Source organism: Massilia atriviolacea, assembly GCF_003953935.1.
Taxonomy (GTDB): Bacteria; Pseudomonadota; Gammaproteobacteria; order Burkholderiales; family Burkholderiaceae_D; genus Telluria_A; species Telluria_A atriviolacea.
The window spans coordinates 617,835-636,599 of sequence record NZ_RXLQ01000002.1; the positions used below are offsets into that span (position 1 = coordinate 617,835).

Genomic DNA, 18,765 nt, shown 5'->3' on the forward strand with positions numbered 1-18,765 from the left:
GACCCCGGCCGGCCTGCAGCGCGTGCCCGGTTGGCTGGGCGACCAATTCCATGACGCAACTGGAGACATCGATGCCGCACACATGTAAAGAGGATTGTCATGAGCGTTGACCAGATTCGCAGCGCGCTGTCGGCGCCCCCCGGGGTGAGCGTGCAGACCACCAGGCTGGCCGATAACCTGCAGTCGATGAACAATGCCGAAACCATGCTGAGCCAGACAGTTGCCACCGTCCGGGGCGCGCCCGGGCCGGTCCAGCAGCAGCTGGCGCCGCTCCTGGCGCAGTTCGTCGTTCCGCTGTTGAACATGGGACAGACGGCCGGGCAAGACCTCGACCTGCTCGCCCAGCGCATGAGCGCCTTCATCGCCGCACTGAACCAGACCGCAGCCCAGGCGCAGGGGCAATCGGGGCAGCCGCTGACGCTTGTGCTCAGCGGTCACTTCAACATGCTGGAAATCGCGGCCAGCGCGATCCAGGCGGCGGCGCTCAACGCCAGCCAAATCCTGAGCAACTTTCAAAGCACGGCCAACAACGCCTCGGCGGCACTGAACACCTGCAAGCAACAGCTGGAACAGCAGGACGCCTGCCTGGCGCAGAAGGCGCAAGCGCTGAAGCAGCAGATGCACGATATGACCAGCGGGAATTGCTGCGACCAGATCGGCCAGGCCTTCCAGATGGCCTTCGGCAACCTCAGGCAGCAACTGGAGCAGACTTCTGGCCAGATCCAGCAGGCCGAATACGTGCTGATGCTCAACAACAACGCCATCGACGGCCTGTCGCAGATGGTCGGCCGGCTTGGCGACATCGCCTCGGTGTCGACCTCGCTGCAGGTCACATGGCGCAGCATGGCGGACGGCATCGGGGCGCTGCAGCAGGACCTGCAGGCGGTGCTGGCCGATACCACCCCGGCCGAGGTGCAGGCCGATCTGGCGTATGCCATCTCGGACTGGCAAGCGGTGGCGGCCACGCTGGCCAAGGTGCTGTAAGCGGAACATGTTTCACCCACGATCATTCCACGATGGTTCTTGATAACAGGAGACGTTCAATATGGTGACACCTACCAACACATCCGCACTCGCCGCCAAGCTCGGCACCGGGACCTTGCAGCAGACCATCGGCAGCCTCGGCGCCTACCAGCAGATCATGCAGGCCTTCGTCAATTACATCACCTCGGTCGGCGTGCCGCCCCAGCTGCCCGCCAACGACCAGGTGTCCGCCAGCGTGACGAACGCCGCCAACACGGCGATCACGCAACTGGGTAACGATTTCAAGGGCGCGCAGGCGACCGCCAGCGGGCTGGTGACACAGATCAACGCGATCACCGACGTGATCACGGCCGCCGCCACCTACACGCGCCACAGCGAGATCACGATCGGCCAGATCACCCAGGCCATCGTCGCGTACAGCGGCGGCGCGCCGCTCGACCGGGTCGACCTGGCCGCGCAGCTGCAGCGGATGGCGCAGAACGCCACGCGCCTGGAATCGAGCGTGCAGACCGCCCAGACCAACAACGACAGCGCGGTCAAGGCGCTGCAGGCCTGGGAAGCCAAGCTGAACTCCGACTTCCAGGCGCTGCAGACCGCCATTCCGCCGGCCGACGGCAAGGTGCTGAACCTGTCCACGCTCACCGAAGCGCAGGCCGCCCAGCAATTGACCGACCAGGTCAATTCGCTCAACGACGATATCGCCTCGCTCCAGAAAGACATCAACTGGCTGACTTTCGGCGAAGTGTCGGTGGGCGTGGTCGGCGGCCTGATCGCGATCACCAATTTCTGGAATCCGATCGGCTGGGTCGCCGCCGGCCTGACCGCCTTCGGCGAGATCGAGATGGTGGGCAAGAAAGCGGCCGACGTCGTGCAGAAGAATACCGACATGCAGAACCTGGCGCTGACCGAGGATGAACAGGCCATCCTGCATCCCCTGTATGCGATCAAGAATGCCGTTTCCAGCCTGAGCACGGGGGTGAATGCGGCGGAAGCGATCTCGACGGAGCTGGTGTCGATGGCGGACGACTTCAGCGCGGCCGCCCAGGACATCGACAGCTTCATCAGCGACGTGACCAGCGGCGCCACCGCCGACGACCTGTCGAGCGACGCCGCCTACGTCAAGTCCGACTACGACACCCTGCAAGCCCTGTGCAACACGCTGTTGACGCCGGTTCCCACCCAGGTCGTCTCGCAGTCGCAGATGAGCAAGGTGGTCGACGTGCAGAGCGCATCCTGAACCCGCCCACGCCTACAGGAGAGAGAACATGACCGTCAACATCTTCGATCTGCCGGACCCGCTGGTCGCCCACGTGGTCCAGGTGACCGCTTACGGACAAAACACCCAGACCGCCAACGTCCTGCTGGAAATGGCCAAACCGGCGCTGCCGCCGGCCAACGCCACGCTCAGCCAGGAGCAGCTGACCCTGATCATGAGCATGATCGACACGCACTTCGACAGCGCCACCAACATCGCCACGCAATGGGAAGTCGGCAATGCGCTGCTCTCGTCGAGCGCGGTCAAGGACCTGGTGCAGGACACGGTGCTCGCTTTCAGCCGCTTCGCGCGCCACATGGACCAGGAGTACGGGACCCTGATCGCCTGCGCCTACAACAAGGACGAGGCCGGCGTCCTGAACGAGCTGACCCGCTTCAAGGGCTTGCTGGAAGAAATCCTGGCCGGCGTCAAGGGCGCCGCCACATCGGTATCGGACTATGAAAGCGCGCTGGGAGCGGCGCTGGCCGCCTTCAACAAGGACTTCGACCGCGTCCTGGCCGAGGTCGGCACCGTGTCCACCGTGATCGGCTCCCTGCAAGCCAAGGTTGCCAGCCTGCAGGACAATATCGCCGAAAACAATGCGGCGGTGCTGGACACCTTCATCGACACCGCCGGCACCGAGATCGAGCAGGGCGTGACCCTGGCCGGCGCCGCAGCCGAGGAAAACGTGGGCGGCGTGGTCTCGGCCGGCGTGCAGATGGGCGTGGCCTATGTGAAGGGGCTGGTCAAGGTGATCGAGCTCAACGACAAGACCCTGCAGGACCTGCTCGATATCCGCACGCTGGGCACCCAGATCGGCCAGGACGAGGTGATCCTGGTGACGCTGCTGAACATCGGCACCATGCTCAGTTCCCTCGGCGCCACCCAGGGTTTGCAACTGAACGTGGTGGGCGACGTGATCGGCTATTTCACCCAGCTCGACCAGGACATCGATACCTTGCTCAAGCAACACACGGGCAATCTGGCGGCGCAGATCGACACCAGCAACTATTCGCCGGCCACGGTGGGCGCGGAAAACCCGGCCTTTCCGCCGTGGAATGTCCTGGCCCCGGTGGACCGGGCGGCGCGCGTGTTCGACAAGGTCATGTCGCTGCAGGCGACCACCTTCGACGACAGCACCGAGTTTGCCGCCCTCGGCAGCAATGCGGCTGGCAATCGATGAGGTGAGAGTGGGATAATGCCAGCCTGGTGCCGCACCCTGCGCGCATCCGGTTTTGGAGAACCCCTCATGCTCTTGCTGTCCAGGCACCTGCCCAGCACCAGGACCCTGCAATGCTTCCTGGCGGTGGCGCAGGAGCTCAACTTCCGCCGCGCCGCCGAGCTGATGCACATGTCGCAGCCGCCGCTGTCGCGCCAGATCAGGAGCCTGGAAGAGATGCTGCGGGTGCGCCTGATCGAGCGCGACACGCAGCGGGTCAGCCTGACCGAGGCCGGCGAAGCGTTCAGGCAGGAGGCCCAGGCCATCCTGCTCGCCCTCGATGCGGCGGTCGCTACGGCCAAGGCGCGCTTTCACGATGGAAAAGCCGCTGCCGCTCCCTTGCGCATCGGCCTGACCAGCGTGATCAATCCGTCGCTGATGCCGTCCCTGCACGCGCTGGTGACCGATCCGGCGTGGACCGGCGGACGGGCGCTGGAACGGGCCTGGTCGCGGCAACTGGTCGAGCGCGTGCGCGCCGGCGAGCTCGACCTGGCGATCGTGGGCGATATCGCCGCCCCGGGCGCCGACCTGGCGCTCGAGCCGCTCGCTCATGAAGCGATGATCGTGGCGCTGCCGGCGCACCATCCGGCCGCGGCCGGCGAGGAGGTCGACCTGGCCGCGCTCGGCGAGCTGCCGCTGTTCTGGTTTGCACGCGCCGACAATCCGGCGTTCTACGATAAATGCGAACGCGGTTTCAGGCGCCTCGGCTACGCGCCGCCGCGCCGGCCCGAGCCGAAGGACTTCACCTTGCTGCTGGCCGCCGTGGCGGCGGGCGAGGGCGTGGCGCTGTGCCCGCAATCGATGCGGGCGACATCGCGCATCGGCGTGGCCTACCGCGCGCTGCCGCCGGCCGTGTCACGCCTGCTGTCGATCGAGGTGCAGGTGGTCGCGCGGGCGCAGGAAACACGCGGCGCGGTGCTGGACAAGCTCGCGCAACTGCGTGCGGCGCTGGGGCGCAGCTAGGCTTTGCCAGCCTTGCGCCAGAACGTCGCGCAATCGGCTTTGTCGGCGATGTTGAAGTCGATCAGCTGTCCGAGCAGGGAAAAGTCGACCTCGGCGTTCCAGGGAATGCGGATCAACAGTTTGGTGTGCTGGTAGCCCGCCTCGGCGATCTGGCTGGAAAACCGGGCGATGGCGGCCGCCTCCGGCGCGACAGCCAAATGGTTTTTTGCCGTGCTGAACGCGATGATGAAGGTGCCGTGGTCGGTGAACATGGGCTGGTTCCAGGCGATTCGCCGCTCCAGCGCCGGGTATGTCGTTGCGACCCAGTCGAGCACCGCCTGTGCGCGCGCCTGTTGCGATGGCACTTCCATCCGCGCCAGATACGCCGAAAACACTGTCATGCTGCCTCCCTGGATGAAGCCGCTTCGCGGCCGTGTCTTTCGAAAAGCGCGTGCATCGCCTGCGCTGCCAGCGCCAGCAAGGCCGGGCGCGCTCTGCGTCAGCGCGGGCGCGCGGGTGGCGCGTCGGCGGCTTTCTGCCAGCGGGCGGCCTTGGCCGCGTCGGCAGCGACGCCCTGGCCGCGTTGGTAGAGCTCGGCCAGCGTGCGCTGCGCCTGCTTGTTGCCGCCGAGTGCAGCTCTTTCATACCAGACGGCCGCCTCGGCATCGTTGCGCTCCATGCCGCGTCCGGCGCCGTAGTTGCGCGCAAGCTCAAGCTGGCCGTAGGCGTCGCCCTGGGCTGCCGCCTTGCGGAGCAGGTCGATTCCCTGCGCGACCGATTCCGGAGCACTCTGGTCGGTCAGCAGCGCGCCGTACACCGCCTGGCTGCGGGCGTAGCCTTGCGTTGCCGCGCGATGCAGCCAGTCGACCGCCGTTGACGTGTCTTCCGGACGGTCGCCGACCAGCAGCGCCAGCGCCAGCGCATGCTGAGCTTCCGGCATGCCCTGTTCGGCGGCCTTGCGGTACCAGGCCATGGCTTGTTCCGCATCCGGTTTGCCGGCGCGGCCTGCTTGCATGATCGCGCCCAGCATCAATTGCGCGCGCGCATAGCCCTGGTCCGCCGCCTTGCGCAGCCAGTCCATGGCTTCGGCCTGGTTGTGGGCGGGGTTGGACGTGTTCATGAGGATCGTGCCCAGTTGATACTGCGATTCCGGCTTGCCGCGTTCGGCGTTGAGCCGGGCATGCGCCAGCGTGGCAGCTGCCTGGGCCGGGGTGGGGTCGCCCAAGGTCCAGACGTATTGCATCTTCATCCAGGCTTCTTCCGCCTTGCCGTTGATACGGGTGGGCAGGAACTTGCAGCGCCCGATGCCGTCCTGGGCGGCCTGGTCGAGCAAGGGGAAACCGCTCGATGTGACGATTTTGGAATCTTTTACCGCGCCATCGGTGCCGATGAGGAACGCCAGCGTAACCGTGCCTTGCTGCTCTTCGCGCAGGGATTGCTTGGGATAGACCGGCTTGGCGCAGGCGGGCAAATTCAGGCGCGCCATGCTTGTCTCCGCAACGGGCGGGAGCGTGCCCGCTGCTTGCTCGGCAAGCGCGGGCGTGGCGATCGTTGCCACGATGGCAAGCGTGGCGCCAAACTGGCGCAAGGAGAGGACAGGGGCGGCGCGGCGCATCGGGATCTGTTAAAAGTTGCAATGTTTCCATTCTACACGTCAACAGTGCTCAACGATGAAAACCGGCCCCGGCATCGTCGCGGCCGGCGTGCGACTCAAGGTTTGGCGCGAACGTCGTTGCCGACCTGCGGATCGAAGCAGAAATAGACAGGCGGAGAGATGGATTTATCAACAAACGTGAATGTGATCGAGAGATCGATACACGTCGTGTTCGAATCCGCGTCGAACATGGCCATGATGCTTCCGTCGTTCGACACAATCCCAGACTTGCTCAACTGCGGTGGGAAACCGTCGGGTTGGGTTTCGGCGTAATTGTAAAAGACAAAGTTCGCCCCCGTCTTCGGGACGATCCAATACACGAGCAGCGTGTTGTACTCGTTGACCGTTACTGACGACGGTGAATAGGAGACCATGTATTGATTGTTCGCTCCCGCGTTACCACTTCCGGAGGCAACCGTATCGATGCAGATGGCTGTCGTTTTTACAAATGGCTCGGTGTCTTGATTCATTATTTTCCTTTGCTCGAGTAAGTCGAGAGAAACATCTGGTAAGTTACTTCTTTAAACGCCATCTTCTCCAATACTGCCATGGAGGCAATGGCATCTTCCTGCTCCCCCAAACACAGCTTGGCCCGCACCAAGGGGTTCAACAGCCGGAAATTCATGCTCCCCGCAGCTTCGCTGCCCAGTATCTCGATCGCCTTGCCGCAATGGCGCCGCGCTGCTGGCTGGTCGCCGCCGGCCTGGTCGACCTGGGCGCGCGTCAGCGCCGCCTCGGCCAGGATGGCGCGGGCGCGCAGATCGGACTCGTTCTTGGCGTGGACGCTGGCGGCCAGCGCGTCGGCCCGGCGCAGCATGTCCAGCGCTTCGGCACCGTAGCGCATCGGCGCGCGCGCCTGCACAGCGCGCAGCAGGGCGGTCGCTTCCAGCTTTGACCACTCGGCATTGCCCGGGTCGAGCCTGGTCAGTTCGCCGATGCGGGCCAACACCGCGTCCAGCGCGCCAGGCTGCGCGCGCGGGTCGGCGCGCGCACCCAGGATGCGCAGCTCGCCCAGCGAGAGCGATACCAGGTTGGCTTGCCACACGCGGTTGTTCGGTTCGGCCTCAATGATGGCGCTTAACAGGCGCCTGGCCAGCGCGAAGTCGGCCAGCGCCGCTGTGTCGCGACCCATGTGCCGGCTCAGTTCGGCACGTTGCTGCAAGGCGCGCGCATATTTGTGGGTCCACAGTGCATCCTTGGGCGCGCGCCGGTGTAGCGACTCGGCCAGCGCCAGTGCCTGTTCGAAGAGCGTCATCGCCGCCGCCAGCTCGCCCAGCTCTTCCTTGGCCGATGCCGTCCACGACAGGGTGTCTGCCAGGTCCGCCGCCAGCGAGCGGTCGTCCGGCCTGGCGCCGAAGGCCTGGGTTTTGAGCGCCAGCGAGCGGGCGAATTCGGCTTGCGCTTCGCGCGTCCTGCCGCGCATGATGGCCAGGGTGCCGAGGTTGTTGTGGGCGTACGATTGTTCGAGCCAGGCATTCGGGTCGCCAGGGCGCACGGCCGCCAGACGGTCGCTGAAGTCGCGGTTAGCGCCGAACAGCTCGCCCGCCTTGTCCCACTCGCTTCGTTTCAGATGCAGTTCCCCGATCAAGGCAGCGTTGGTGCCGGCATTCATGAGGAGCACGGGATCCTTGGGCGCAATGAGTAACTGGCGCGAGGTGATCGCGCGCGCCGCCTGCAGGGCCGCCAGCGCACCCTCGGGGTCGCCGCGCGCGCTGCGCACCTCGCCGATGGTTTGCAGGGCCTTGGCCTGGTGCGCCAGCGATACCTGACTCAACTCGTCGCTGCGCGAGAGCGACAGATACTGGATCGCGCGCACGCCTATGTCATCGAGCAAGTCCAGCCGTGCCAGCGGGCGCAGCTTCTCGGCCAGGTTGTCCAGCATGAAGCCGATCAGGCCTTCCGCTTCGGCACGCCGCTGTTGCTCGGCCGCCCTGGACTGCATGGCGCTGAGCGCGGCCAGCCCCGCGAACAGGGCCAGGCACAGTACCAGGCCGAAGGTCGCATAGCGCAGGCGCACGCGGCGCCGCGCGCGCGCCTGCGACGCCCGCACCAGCGCCAGTTCGTCGGGCGCGAGCGAAAACGCGGTGGCATCGAGCAGGCTGAGGGCTTCATCGAGCTGCTTGCCTGCGGGAATGAGCATATCGCTGGCGCGGCCCTCGGCGGCCCAGCGCCCGGCCAGCAGGTGGATCCGGGCGCGGATCAGCAGGGCCGAGCGGTGCGCGCCGATCCACGCCACCGCGCGCGGCCAGCGCCGCAGGATCGCTTCATGCGCGATGCCGAAGCCGGGTTCGCCCCCCACCAGTTCGCTCACGAACAGGCGCGCTTCGACCAGGGTGTTGACCAGCGCGCGCTCGGCGCCGTTCTGGAGCGCGGTCCAGGGCGCGCGCCGGCTGGTGACGCTGTCTTCGTTGGCCGACAGCGTCACCACCAGCGACAGCACGCGCGGCACCGCCTCCTGCACCGCCTGGTCCATGGCGCCGATCATTTCCTCGGCGCGCAGGCCGATCACGCCCTCGATGCCGCCCAGCCGCTGGAAGGCTTCGACCGTCAGCTCGCCCTCGGGCGTGCGCAGGCGGTACAGTTCTTGCAGCGTGTATTGCAGCAGGGGCAGCGCATCCTGGCCGTGCAGGGCGCTGTCGCACAGGATGTCGTCCAGGCGCGCCTGCGAGACGGGATCGATGCCGAAGCGCAAGTTCGCAGCCAGGGCCGGCAGGCGGATGATTTGCGCGATGTCGGCATGCGAGGGGCGTCCCAGGTCGAAATGGCCGCCCGTGGATTTCGAGACCATCAGGAAAGGGTACTCGGCGATGCGCGGATAAAAGTCGTTGCGGCAACCGATGACGACCAATACCGATGCGCTGCGGGCAAAGGCTTCGATGACGTCGATAAACTGCTGGCGCGCCGCCTCGTCGATATGGGGCAGGGTAAACAGGGCCTCGAAGCGGTCGATGAAGAGCGCGCAGCGGCTGCGGCCGGGGCCGTGGGCGGCGCTCAGCGCGCGCGCCAGTTCGCCGATGACGGCGCCGCTGTCGTTGGCCATGCGCTGCGCCAGGGCGACCGCGCTGGCGCCGGCGAACACCGGGTGGCCGTCGGTGTGCCAGTCGAGGATCACGCTGCCGAGGGCGTCGAGCAGGCCCAGTTCGCCGATTTCGCCCAGGTCCATGGTCATGGCCGAGGCCACGCTCCAGTCATGCGCCTGGGGGCCGGCCAGCGCCGGCAGCAAGCCGGCCCGCACCAGCGAGGTCTTGCCGGCCGCGCTGGGACCGAGCACCAGCATCAGGGCCAGCCCGCTCGCGGCCTGCGCGAGCAGGGCTTGCTTGAGCTGGACGGTGGCGTCGTTGCGGCCGAAAAACACGGCGGCGTGTTCTTCCTGGAATGCCTGCAAGCCGCGAAAGGGCGAGTCGCCATGCCAGGCCGGCCGCGCCGCCGGCGCAACTTCCAGCCACTCGACCGGCGCCACCGTGCGGTAGCCGCGCTTGCGGATGGTCTGGATATAGTCGCCGACCGAGACGTCGTCGCCGAGCACCTGCCGCAGCTGGCCGATGACTTTGTGAACTTGATTATCGCCAGGCAAAGTTGATCCCCAACATTGCTCAAGCAATTGCTCTGTACTGACGACGGTGTTGGCTTTTTGACACAAGGCCATCAGGACGTCCATCGCCCTCGGCTCCATTTTCTTCAGCAAGTCCGCCGAACTGATCGAATTGGTGGCCGGATCGACCATCCATTCGCCGAAGCGGAATGGCTGGCGGCTCAAGCGCGGCTACCAGGAGGACCGGCGGGTATGCCGCCTGTGCGTGAGACGGAAAATAAAATCATAAGAAAATCAATCACTTGGGAGGGGAAGGTTTTCAGAAGAATGTCGCCGTACGGATTCGCTAAGCTTGCCTTCAATGCCATCCTACACCGGCATTTGCAAAAAGACCATATTTCTGTCCGCTCTTTCGGAGACTTGCCATGTTCAGCCAATTACACCATTCCGCCGCCGGCGCGGTCCCACAAGAAGTTTGCATAAGGGCAATGTTGGCCGAGGTGCTGGCCAGCGAGGAATTCGTCAAGGCGCAGCGCATGCGCCATTTGCTTCAGTTCATTGTCGAGGCGCGCCTGGCCGACCGCGAGCACGAATTGAGCCAGTATGCGCTCGGCATTGCCGCTTTCGGACGCGACGAGGCGACCTACCACGCCGGCGAAGATCCGATCGTGCGGGTCCAGATGGGACGGTTGCGCGAACGCCTGCGCACGTACTACGCTGGCGCGGGCAGGGGAGGACAATATAGGTTTGTTATTCCACTTGGGAAATATTTGCCGGAGATCGAGGCGCTGGCCGGGCCCGCCGGCCTGTGCGCGCAGCGCCGCAGGCTGACCCTGACGCCGCTGGTGTGCATGAGCGAGCGCGCCCCTGATATTTCATTTGCGCAAGGTTTGAACGAACAGCTGACGCACCAGATGTACAGCGTGCTGGGCGACCGCTTCGTGGCCCAGTGCGCCCAGGGCGCCGCGCCCAGCCACGCCATCGAAGGCAGCATCCGGCGCGACGAGGAGCGCACCCGGGTGCTGATCCGCGCGATCGAGATCGGCGCCGGCGCGATCGCCTGGAGCGGCCAGTTCGATGCCGAGGCCGGGCAGGCTATCCGTTTGCAGGAGCAATTGGCAGAGAGCATCTGCGCCAGCGTGATGCACCATGTGACGCGCGCCGAGCGCAGCGGCAATAGCGGATGGTAGCCTGGCACCGTCGTCGGCCAGAACAAAGCCCAGATTCGCCAGCGCTTCGCTCCATGTGGTGAAACACGGTCGCAAGGATCCCGGTCGTCGCGTAGGCCAGCAAAAAGTGGTTATATGCATAGCATGGCAACTATTGCAACGCACTGTCTTCAAGGAATGGGCGGTGCGAACGGTGTCAGTCGGACACGGACTGGCGCTCGGCTGCGCAGAGCGGCGGTGCCGCGCGGCTGTCCGCATCGACATACGGACGGCAGTCGACCGGCACATCGATCAGGAAGGTGGTGCCGGTGGCGGGTGCGCTGTCGACGGCCACGCTGCCGCCGTGGCTTTCGGCAGCCTGCTTGACGAAGGGCAGGCCGATGCCCCAGCCCTGCGCCTGCACCTGCTGTTCGCGCCGCAGGTAGTCGAAGATGCGGCAGCGCTGATCCTCGTCCAGCGGATTGCCGGTGTTGTGCACGGTGAGCACGATATTCCCGCGCGTCTCGGCCAGCGCGATGCGAATCGGGCCGCCGTCGCCGTATTTGATCGCATTCGCGACCAGGTTTTCGAGCGCGCGGCGCAGCGTTTCGCGGCACCACCAGCCGGTCACGCTGGGCGCGGCCACCTCCAGCGCGGCGGGGTAGCGGTCGGCGAATTCGCGCTGCACCTCGACGATCAGCTCGCGCATGTCGAAGCGCGACAGGCGCAGCGGCAGGCGCGCGCCGTTGTGCGCGGTGAGGGCGTCGAGCACTTCGCCGACCATGTTCTCGAGGCGGATCGCATTGGCCGCGATTTTTGTGCCCAGGCGCCTGGCCTGCGCCAGGTCCTCGGCCAGTTCGATCAGCTGCGCGCCGTTGGCGATCACGGCCAGCGGCGTGCGCATGTCGTGCGACAGCGCGGCCGCCACCTTGTGGCGCAGTTCTTCATGAATCGCGGTGAATGCGCGCACCGCTTCGCGGATGGCGGCGTTAATCGAGCGTTCGATGAGCAGCCAGTCGGCGCTGCTGATGACCAGCTTGTGGGCGGCGCTGACATCCCGGATCGCTTCCTGGAACAGCTGGTATTCGTGGATCAGCTGTTCGGCGCCGTAGTCGGTCATGCGGGCGCGCTCGCCGGCGTGCGCGATGGCGGCGCTGGAGTGGCTGGTGGCGTCGTCGCGCGGATAGCCGGGCGTGAGCGCCTGCATGAGGTTGGCGTAGAACGAGGGCAGGGTGTTGATCAGGATCGGCGTGAGCAGGAACCGGGCGCCGCGCACATGGCGCCGGACCAGCATCGCCCAGTGCTCCAGCACCGGTTCCCGGATCCCCTCCAGCGCCATCGCCACTGCGGACAATGGCCGGGCGCCGCCGTCCTGATCGGTCGCCAGTGTCATGTCATCCCTTTCCGTCTGCTTGCATCGCCGTCACCGGCCGGACAATCGTTCGAGAACGACAAGCGTACTGTATTTTTGCGATGCTGGCCTGACGCTTGAAGCGCTCTGTCAGCAACTGCCCCGGGTATCCATCTCCGCCAAGGCGGTCTCGTGTGTGATGTCGTCGCCGGGCGCGCGATCCGGTTCCGGCTCGACGCGAATCGAGACCATCTTGCCGGCGTTGACTTCGAACACGACGCGGTCATGTCCGCGCTGTTGCACGATGATGAAGGCGTCCTCGGGTGTGACGCGTTGTGGGCGTGCGGGCATGGCGCTTCCTTTCGGGCTTGTTGAACAGGATGGCGGACAGGCGGCGTGCTTGTGGCGCCGGCCTGTTTATCCATAGCGCATGGCGGCGCCATTCGGTTGACATCCCGCTTGCGCGATGTGTCGCGCGGCGCCGACGGCGGTGAAACTTTTCGTCACAAAGAGACCGGCACCGACTGCATATTTTGCTTAGCGGGGCGACCTACGCCGGCCACCTGCGCCTGGCGGCCGCGCGCAGCGGTACCGAAAAGATCATGGTGTATTGGGGCGTGCTGGAATCGGGCAGGGAAAACCTGTCGACCGAGGTGGTGTCCTGGGTGCCGATCCTCGGTGCGCTGGTTCCGGACGAAAACCAGCGCATGCGGATCCGCCTGAAAGTGGCGCTGATCGCCGTCAAGACCGGCCACTGGTCGATGTTCTCGCCGGAGCCGTTCGACGATGTCGACTTCAGCTCGCGCGGCTCGCGCGCGGCGGGCTTGCGGCCTGGATGGCGCGCAAGCCGCTTGCTCGATCCATGACGCTCCGGTGCGTGGATTATTTGCCCTTGGGCTGGAATCTGTCGGGATCGAAGCCGCTCACATCGAACTCGAACACCGGCGAGCCTTGCTGGAAGATGTCGACCGAGATCCGCACCATCTTGGCCTTGCGCATCCTGGCTGCGAACTTGTCGTAACCGCGCAGGAAAATCGTCTCGGAACTGTTATCCGACGGCCCGGCCGCGGCGTACACCACGGGCTTCTCGTCGTCGAAGCGGACCAGGACATGGCAATCCTGGTACGAGTGGCACATGATCTGACCTTTTTGAATCGTGAAAATGACGTCCTTTCCGCTTCCCTTGCCAGAGCGTAAAACCAGGGACCCATGCTGCGCGCCGGAATACGGGGGCGTGAAGTCGACCGTATTGCTGCTTTTCACGGTCGCATGATAGACCGTCGTTCCGGTCATCTTGTCTTCGTCGGCGTCGTATTTCCATTGCTGGCCGCCGGGTGCCGGGGCGCTGGCGCTGGCGCTGGCCTTTGCGGCCGCCGGCGCATCCTTGGCGCCGTTCTTGCCGCCGGCGCTGGACGCGTCCGCGCCGCCGATGCGGGCTTTCTCGCTCGCCAGCTGCGCTTCCAGCGAGGCGATTTTCGCATTGGCGGCATCGAGTTCGGCATTACCCGAACAGCCTGCCAGTTGAATCGAGAGCAGCGCAGCTGCGCAAATCCTGGTCAATTTCATACGTTCCGTTTCTGGAGAGAGTCGTCAGCGTGGGCAGCACCGCGCTTGCCCACTATTCCCCAGAGTCTACTATCTTTGCTTTCGGGAATACTAACGAATAGTCACTATGTCACGACGGACAACATGGTTTGTCGTCCCGGCATACCGGCAGGTCGACTTCACGCTCAGTTGGTGAAACCGGTAAATGCGTCGCTTGCGGGAGAGCGTGCTGCGTGCTGCGCGGGATGGCAGCGAGGTGGGACGCGTGCCTCGAGCGGCGTCATGCACCGCCCAAGGCAGCCAGCGGCATTGCGCCGTTGGATCAGAAGCTGATGGTTTCGCCGGTATTGCCCTTGATCATGCGAACTTCTTCGACGGCGACCGAGCCCGCGCCGACGAAGGCATTGGCGCTACCGAGCGAACCGTTGGTGCCGGTGGCGGATCCGCTGGCCGACGAGCGCGCCAGCACCTCGATGGTGTTCACGCCGCTGCCCATGGCAGGCGCCACGAAATTGAAGGCGTTGGCGTTGAGGGTCTTGAGGATCAGCTGGAGTTCTTCCGGATCGGCGCAGGTCACCGTGCCGTAGGCATCGGCCTTGCAGTTCAGGCCGGAAAACTTGGCCTTGAGCGTCTGCGAACGGTCGCAAAACACGATGCCGTCGCCGACCGCGTTCATGGCATCGCTGCCGGTGGCGGGCTGGGCATACGAGACGACGCCGGTCGGGCTGGTGATCTTCACCTTCACGCGGATGGTTGCGCGCGCTTCCGCCGTATCGAGCGAGCCGTTGACGCTTTTGACGGTGGTATCGGTCACGATGCCGCATTGCAGCGACGCGTTGACGAACAGGTCTTTCTGGTTCGCCGTTTTCAGCTGCTGCTTGAGGATGCTGGTCCAGCCATCGCTGCCTTTGCCGTCGCAGCCGGCGGCATCGGTGCTGTTGCAAGGCGGCAGAACGGTGAGCGAGGTGTAAGCGAACGTCGCTTTGGCCGAGGGGGTCGACTGTGCGGAAGCAGTCGGGCCGGCCAGTCCGGCCAGCAGGCCGAGACAGATTGCTGCGGTTTTCAAATGAATGCGATTGGTGCTTTGCTTATTCATTTTCACTCCAGGTTCAAGGTAAGACTCCCACGTCGAGGGCATCGGACATGCCCTTCAACAACGCTGCTCATCGCATTGCCTTTCGGCTTGAACAGTCTGGAAACTGTATTTCCAATGCATGGGCCAAACCTTGATTTTTTACATAATTTATCTAAACCATAATATTGTTTCCTTGTAGATCAGGCGGCCGCCGGCTGGTCCGAGCGGAACAGCTTGCGGTAGGCCGATGGCGAGGTGCGCAGGACGGTGCGGAAGTGCTGCCTGAGCGAGAGCGCAGTGCCGAAGCCCGCTTCCTGCGCCACCACTTCGATGGAGGCGTCGCCGCTTTCGAGCATGCGCTGGGCGTGCGCCATGCGCTGGTTCAGCAGCCATTGCTTGAACGAGGTGCCGGTGCTCTGGCGGAAGTGGCGCGTGAAGTTACGCCGGCTCATGGCGGCGCGTTCGGCCAGGGCGTCGATGCTGTGCGCGTGCTGCGGATGCCTGGCCACCCAGTCGAGTACCTGCGCAAAGCGGCCCTCGCTGTGCGACACGGGCAGCGGACGCTCGATGAACTGCGCCTGTCCGCCATCGCGGTGGGGCGCGATCAGCAGGCGCCGCGCCACGCGGTTGGCAATCTCGGCGCCGCACAGCTGGCGCAGCAGGTGCAGGCAGCAATCGAGGCCGGCCGCCACCCCGGCGGACGTGAGCACATCGCCCTGGTCCACGTACAGCACTTCCTGGTTGACCTGCACCTTGGGATACAGGCTCGCGAACGCGTCCGCCGCCGCCCAGTGCGTGGCGGCGGTCCGGCCATCGAGCAGGCCCGCCTGCGCCAGCGGAAAGGCGCCGAGGCACAGGCCCACCACCCGCGCGCCGCGCGCGTGGGCGCGCCGCAGGGCGTCGAGCAGGACCGGCGGCGCGCTGCGGCAGTCGTCGTGCCAGGCCGGCATGACGACGATGTCGGCGTCGTCCAGCGCGGCGAGGCCGGATTCGGGCGCGATGGCAAAGCCGGCCGAGGTGCGCAGCGGGCCTGCTTCGACCGCGCAGACGGCAAGCTCGAAGCGCGCCGCCGCGCCGTCGCCGGCATCGGTGCCGAATACCAGGCAGGGCACCGACAGGTGGAAGGGGGTGATGCCGTCGAAGGCGATGATGGCCACTTTGCGGGCGGCCGGAAGCGGGAGGTTTTTTCGCATGGCCCGATTATATCGAAGATCGGCCTTCGGGCCACTTTTTGCCTTGTCCGGATCGGCGCAAGATACGCCCAGTCGCCGGGAGACCGCACTTTCCCGCTCTGTTAAACCCTTTAAGGAGAACCCTGTGTCCACCACCGAGAACCTGACGCGCTACGCCGCCGCCGCCGCCCTGACCACCTCGCTCGCGGCCTGCGCCGGCCCGGGCGTTGGCAACGACGCCGTGCAGTTCCAGCACATCCGCAACGCGACCATCAAGCTCAGTTACGCCGGCACCACCTTCCTGGTCGATCCGATGCTCGCAAAAAAGGGCGCGTATCCCGGCTTCGAAGGCACCTACAACAGCCAGCTGCGCAACCCGCTGGTCGAGCTCCCGCTGCCGCTGGCCGAGGTGATGAAAGCCGACGCCATCGTCGTCACCCATACCCACCTCGACCACTGGGACGATGCGGCCAAACAGGGCCTGCCCAAGGACATGCCGATCTTTACGCAGAACGAGGACGACGCGCAAAGCATCCGCAAGGATGGCTTTACCAATGTGCGCTCGCTGGACGCGAACACGGTGTTCAAGGGCACGCGACTGATCCGGACCGGCGGCCAGCACGGCACCGACCGGATGATGCGCGTTAAGCCGCTCGCGGCGCTGCTGGGCACCGCCTCGGGCATCGTGTTCGAGCGCGAAGGCTACAAGCGCGTGTACGTGGCCGGCGACACCATCTGGAATGGCGATGTGGAGGCGGCGATCACGCGTTTCCAGCCCGACGTCATCGTGCTTAACACCGGCTACGCGCGCGTGACAGGCATGGACGGATCGATCATCATGGGCAAGGAAGACTTGTACAAGGCTTACCAGCTGGCGCCCAAGGCGACCGTGGTCGGCATCCACATGGAAGCCGTGAACCACGCCATGCAGACGCGTCAGGACATGCGCGACTACATCGCCGGGATGAAGATGGATGCGCAGCGCGTGCTGGTGCCGGCCGACGGCGAGTCGTACCGCTTCTGAGCGGCGCCGGCGGGCCGGCTTGGTATACTGCGGCCATTTCACGTACAAGGTAATGCCATGGCCCACCCGCTGGAACTGCGCGCGCATGCGCTGCAGTGCTTACTCGAACCCGATCCGGCCACCAAGACGGCGGCCATCGCCGCGCTGGCGCAAGCGCGGCTGGACGGCGATTGGCGCGTCGACAGCGAGGCCGCGTTCGAGGTCGTGCGACCGATTCCGGGCCGGCCGGAGCGCCCGCAGCTGGTGCCGCCGCGCCTGGTCGGGCGGCGCTCGATGGTGACGGTGGAGGGGCGCGCGATGATGGTCCATTCGCTGGCCCACATCGAGTTCAACGCCATGAACCTGGCGCTCGACGCGCTGTGGCGCTTCCCCGGCCTGCCGGACGCCTATTACACCGACTGGCTGCGCGTGGCCAAGGAGGAGGCGTATCACTTCTCGATGCTGGCCGCGCACCTGGAGGTGCTCGGTTACGCTTACGGCGACTTCGCGGCGCACGACAGCTTGTGGGAGATGGTCGAGAAGACCAAGGGCGACGTGCTGGCCCGCATGGCGCTGGTGCCGCGCACGCTTGAGGCGCGCGGGCTCGATGCGATTCCGCCGCTGCGCGCAAAAATCGCGCAGGCGGGCGACATGGCGGCGGCCGCGATCCTCGATATCATCCTGCGCGACGAGGTCGGGCATGTGGAAATCGGCAACCGCTGGTATCGCCATCTGTGCGACGCGCGCGCGCTCGATCCGCAGGCGGCATACGCCGCGCTGGCGCTGCGCTACGAAGCGCCGGTGCTCAAGGGCCCGTTCAATCTGGAGGCGCGCCGGCGGGCGGGGTTTACCGAGGATGAGCTGGCAGCCTTGTCCTGAGCACGGGTGATATGTAACAGCCAACACTGTGTTTCGCGTGCCATCCAACAGGTCTCACGGCGGGTCTTTGTACTTGCAAACGGATGAAACAAGTTCAGGTTGATGGATTCGCCAAAATTTTTTTATGCGGGTTCGGAACTAAATTCGTACGGTCGCATCGAAGCACACAAGGTGGTCGTCACGAATGTCGGCATGCCATATCACGCATGGTTCGAAAAATGTACGACGAGGCTAGTCAGGAGCAGCAGGCTGCAGAACTGTTCAGGCGGGAGGTCCGCCTGACTGAGGCTGAGGGCTTTGGTGTGCCTGCGATGCCCGCTGGGATACCGCAGTGGAGCCTGACCCTATTGCTCGCCTCCCTGTTTGCCGTCGCGGCCTGGTTTGTCTGTACTACGCATTACGCGCACAAACAAACTGTCATTGGACAAGTGACGCCGGCAGCGGGAACGTTTCGAATTATGGCAACGAAATCCGGCATTGCAGAGCGGGTACTTGTCAATGAGGGCGATCGCGTGCGAGGTGGGCAAGTTCTCATGTTTGTCTCTTCCACGCCGAGACTCGAGCACGGCGAGTCGCTTTCAGTAAGCCTGCGCGAGAATCAGCGAAGCCAGCTCGACTTGCAGGCGAGCCAGGCGAACGCGCGGCGCGATCAACTCTTGCGCCAGCGCGAAGAGCTTGTAACGCGACGCAAGGGTATTGACGCCGATCTATCCCAAATCGCCGGGTCGATCCATTTGCAGAACGAACGAGTACAGATTCATGAGAGGACGGTGGATGCGGCGCGGATCCTGGGCAATCAGGGAATGATGGCTGCGCTGACGGTGCACGCGAAAGAGAACGACCTGATCGAGTCGCGTCAGTTTTTGAGTGCCTTAAAGCGCGAAAAGGCCCAGCAAGAAAGTATGCGCGAACAACTCAGAGTGCAGGGCGAAAGGATTGGCGCCGAATTACGTTCCGTTTTGACAGAGGCAGTGCTGTGGTCAAGTAATTTCGGACACCACGATAG

The 18,765-nt window shown here is 65.0% G+C and carries 18 protein-coding genes; 9 read left to right on the plus strand and 9 right to left on the minus strand.

The genetic code is table 11. The annotated features are described in order from the left end of the window. Positions 1 to 99: 99 nt before the first annotated feature. The 4 genes from EJB06_RS05215 (at position 100) to EJB06_RS05230 (ending at position 4,421) form a co-directional block, all read left to right on the plus strand. Positions 100 to 984: a hypothetical protein gene (locus tag EJB06_RS05215; protein WP_126072923.1), complete on the plus strand. Its 885-nt coding sequence runs from the start codon at positions 100 to 102 to the stop codon at positions 982 to 984. 61 nt (positions 985 to 1,045) lie between these two features. Further along, on the plus strand, positions 1,046 to 2,221 hold the full coding sequence (locus tag EJB06_RS05220) for a hypothetical protein (RefSeq protein WP_126072924.1): 1,176 nt from the start codon (positions 1,046 to 1,048) through the stop codon (positions 2,219 to 2,221). A 28-nt stretch (positions 2,222 to 2,249) separates the two neighbouring features. Then, a complete protein-coding gene (locus EJB06_RS05225) occupies positions 2,250 to 3,422 on the plus strand; it encodes a hypothetical protein (protein WP_126072925.1) in 1,173 nt (390 codons plus the stop codon). A gap of 66 nt (positions 3,423 to 3,488) precedes the next feature. Then, positions 3,489 to 4,421 (plus strand): LysR family transcriptional regulator, encoded by a 933-nt coding sequence (locus tag EJB06_RS05230; protein ID WP_164557818.1) that lies wholly within the window; start codon positions 3,489 to 3,491, stop codon positions 4,419 to 4,421. Here the strand turns inward: EJB06_RS05230 and EJB06_RS05235 are convergent. The 4 genes from EJB06_RS05235 to EJB06_RS05250 form a co-directional block, all read right to left on the minus strand. Then, positions 4,418 to 4,771 (minus strand): iron chaperone, encoded by a 354-nt coding sequence (locus EJB06_RS05235; RefSeq protein WP_307720437.1) that lies wholly within the window; start codon positions 4,769 to 4,771, stop codon positions 4,418 to 4,420. The genes EJB06_RS05230 and EJB06_RS05235 overlap by 4 nt on opposite strands. Before the next feature lie 128 nt (positions 4,772 to 4,899). Next, the gene (locus EJB06_RS05240) at positions 4,900 to 5,886 is read right to left on the minus strand and encodes a TonB family protein (protein ID WP_164557819.1); all 987 of its coding nucleotides are present in this window, start codon (positions 5,884 to 5,886) and stop codon (positions 4,900 to 4,902) included. 224 nt (positions 5,887 to 6,110) lie between these two features. Beyond that, positions 6,111 to 6,524, minus strand: coding sequence for a DP-EP family protein (locus EJB06_RS05245; RefSeq protein WP_126072929.1), 414 nt, complete (start codon positions 6,522 to 6,524; stop codon positions 6,111 to 6,113). Continuing rightward, positions 6,524 to 9,811, minus strand: coding sequence for an nSTAND1 domain-containing NTPase (locus tag EJB06_RS05250; RefSeq protein WP_126072930.1), 3,288 nt, complete (start codon positions 9,809 to 9,811; stop codon positions 6,524 to 6,526). Before EJB06_RS05250 ends, EJB06_RS05245 begins: the two co-directional genes overlap by 1 nt. 263 nt (positions 9,812 to 10,074) lie before the next feature. Here EJB06_RS05250 and EJB06_RS05255 point away from each other — a divergent pair, with 263 nt between their 5' ends. After that, positions 10,075 to 10,776, plus strand: coding sequence for a hypothetical protein (locus EJB06_RS05255; protein WP_126072931.1), 702 nt, complete (start codon positions 10,075 to 10,077; stop codon positions 10,774 to 10,776). Positions 10,777 to 10,951: 175 nt separating this feature from the next. Here the strand turns inward: EJB06_RS05255 and EJB06_RS05260 are convergent, their stop codons facing one another. Together EJB06_RS05260 and EJB06_RS05265 are read right to left on the minus strand one after the other, a co-directional pair. Next, the gene (locus EJB06_RS05260) at positions 10,952 to 12,127 is read right to left on the minus strand and encodes a sensor histidine kinase (protein WP_126072932.1); all 1,176 of its coding nucleotides are present in this window, start codon (positions 12,125 to 12,127) and stop codon (positions 10,952 to 10,954) included. A 108-nt stretch (positions 12,128 to 12,235) separates the two neighbouring features. Then, a complete protein-coding gene (locus EJB06_RS05265) occupies positions 12,236 to 12,436 on the minus strand; it encodes a hypothetical protein (RefSeq protein ID WP_126072933.1) in 201 nt (66 codons plus the stop codon). A 182-nt stretch (positions 12,437 to 12,618) separates the two neighbouring features. Between EJB06_RS05265 and EJB06_RS05270 the strand changes: the two genes are divergently transcribed. Further along, complete coding sequence (locus EJB06_RS05270; protein ID WP_126072934.1) at positions 12,619 to 12,951, plus strand: lipoprotein YafT; 333 nt, start codon at positions 12,619 to 12,621, stop codon at positions 12,949 to 12,951. 16 nt (positions 12,952 to 12,967) lie between these two features. Here the strand turns inward: EJB06_RS05270 and EJB06_RS05275 are convergent, their stop codons facing one another. The 3 genes from EJB06_RS05275 to EJB06_RS05285 all read right to left on the minus strand — a co-directional run bounded on the left by EJB06_RS05275 (position 12,968) and on the right by EJB06_RS05285 (position 15,898). Beyond that, positions 12,968 to 13,651 carry a hypothetical protein gene (locus EJB06_RS05275; protein WP_126072935.1) on the minus strand — a complete coding sequence of 228 codons (684 nt, stop codon included), beginning with the start codon at positions 13,649 to 13,651 and terminating at the stop codon, positions 12,968 to 12,970. Positions 13,652 to 13,952: 301 nt separating this feature from the next. Further along, on the minus strand, positions 13,953 to 14,726 hold the full coding sequence (locus tag EJB06_RS05280) for a hypothetical protein (RefSeq protein ID WP_126072936.1): 774 nt from the start codon (positions 14,724 to 14,726) through the stop codon (positions 13,953 to 13,955). Between the two features lie 179 nt (positions 14,727 to 14,905). Then, on the minus strand, positions 14,906 to 15,898 hold the full coding sequence (locus EJB06_RS05285) for a GlxA family transcriptional regulator (protein ID WP_126072937.1): 993 nt from the start codon (positions 15,896 to 15,898) through the stop codon (positions 14,906 to 14,908). A gap of 124 nt (positions 15,899 to 16,022) precedes the next feature. Here EJB06_RS05285 and EJB06_RS05290 point away from each other — a divergent pair, with 124 nt between their 5' ends. The 3 genes from EJB06_RS05290 to EJB06_RS05300 all read left to right on the plus strand — a co-directional run. Further along, positions 16,023 to 16,901 carry an MBL fold metallo-hydrolase gene (locus EJB06_RS05290; RefSeq protein WP_229426938.1) on the plus strand — a complete coding sequence of 293 codons (879 nt, stop codon included), beginning with the start codon at positions 16,023 to 16,025 and terminating at the stop codon, positions 16,899 to 16,901. Positions 16,902 to 16,958: 57 nt separating this feature from the next. Further along, a complete protein-coding gene (locus EJB06_RS05295; protein WP_126072939.1) occupies positions 16,959 to 17,759 on the plus strand; it encodes a ferritin-like domain-containing protein in 801 nt (266 codons plus the stop codon). Positions 17,760 to 17,977: 218 nt separating this feature from the next. After that, positions 17,978 to 18,765, plus strand: a 788-nt coding sequence (locus EJB06_RS05300; protein WP_164557820.1) for an HlyD family secretion protein, incomplete at its 3' end; no start/stop codon positions are given.